This is a genomic window from Oleiphilus sp. HI0125 (assembly GCF_001635355.1).
On sequence record NZ_LWGF01001522.1, the window covers coordinates 1 to 895 of the forward strand.

Consider the following 895-nt stretch of genomic DNA (forward strand, 5'->3'; position numbering starts at 1 on the left):
TTGCTTCTTTTGAAGCAGTCACTGCTACCAATACAGAAGTATCGTCAACCGTTACCATCACCGCACCTGCGGCTTGACGTGCAATACGACCAGTTTCTAGCGTAACGGTAGAGTTACCGTATTGAAATTGTTTAGTTACCGGATTCACATCGGCTCCTTTACTTTTAAATATAAAAAGAACGCCTCATCGATCACTACAACTAAAGCTTTATGCTCAATACTTTAGAAAAATAACGTAAACGCAAATTTTCTAAAGCACTCAGCTATAAAACTTTACTGCAAACCTATGAAGCTACCCTATTCGTGTTTTGATTTTTAATGCACTGGTGCTCGTTTTAGACACCTACAAAATCACGTACTTACAATAGATCAATCGCATAACAATAGAATTACGATTGTCTTAAAAACGAAAATACCGGAGGGCCCTAAAGCGCTCCGGTACTACAACTAAACTTGGGAGTTGGTTCTTGTAACCATTTACCCTTGTTTGTCTCGCTGCTAATTCGAGATTAGCGACGTAGACCTAGACGACCGATCAAAGAAAGGTAACGATCTGCATCTTTGCCTTTCAAGTAATCAAGAAGCTTACGACGTTGGTTAACCATGCGAATCAAACCACGACGTGAGTGGTGATCTTGCTTGTTACCTTTGAAGTGACCTTGAAGCTTGTTGATGTTATGAGTCAACAATGCAACTTGAACTTCAGGAGAACCAGTGTCGCCTTCAGATTGTTGGTAGTCTTTAAGAATTGCTGCTTTTTCTGCTGCGCTTAATGCCATGATATTTTCCTCAATATGCTTGTTTAAAAACCACTTACCGCGCATACGTACAGTAAGTCGTACATCGTTTTTCCTTTACGACACAGGCGTAAAGTTAATCAGCCGTTTTGCTTGCA

2 protein-coding genes are annotated in these 895 nt (G+C 40.3%); both read right to left on the minus strand.

What is annotated here, in order from left to right:
- Positions 1–148, minus strand: a 148-nt coding sequence (locus tag A3762_RS29005; protein ID WP_156493759.1) for a hypothetical protein, incomplete at its 3' end; no start/stop codon positions are given.
- A 361-nt stretch (positions 149–509) separates the two neighbouring features.
- Positions 510–779 carry a 30S ribosomal protein S15 gene (gene rpsO / locus A3762_RS25485; RefSeq protein WP_068478048.1) on the minus strand — a complete coding sequence of 90 codons (270 nt, stop codon included), beginning with the start codon at positions 777–779 and terminating at the stop codon, positions 510–512.
- Positions 780–895 lie beyond the last annotated feature (116 nt).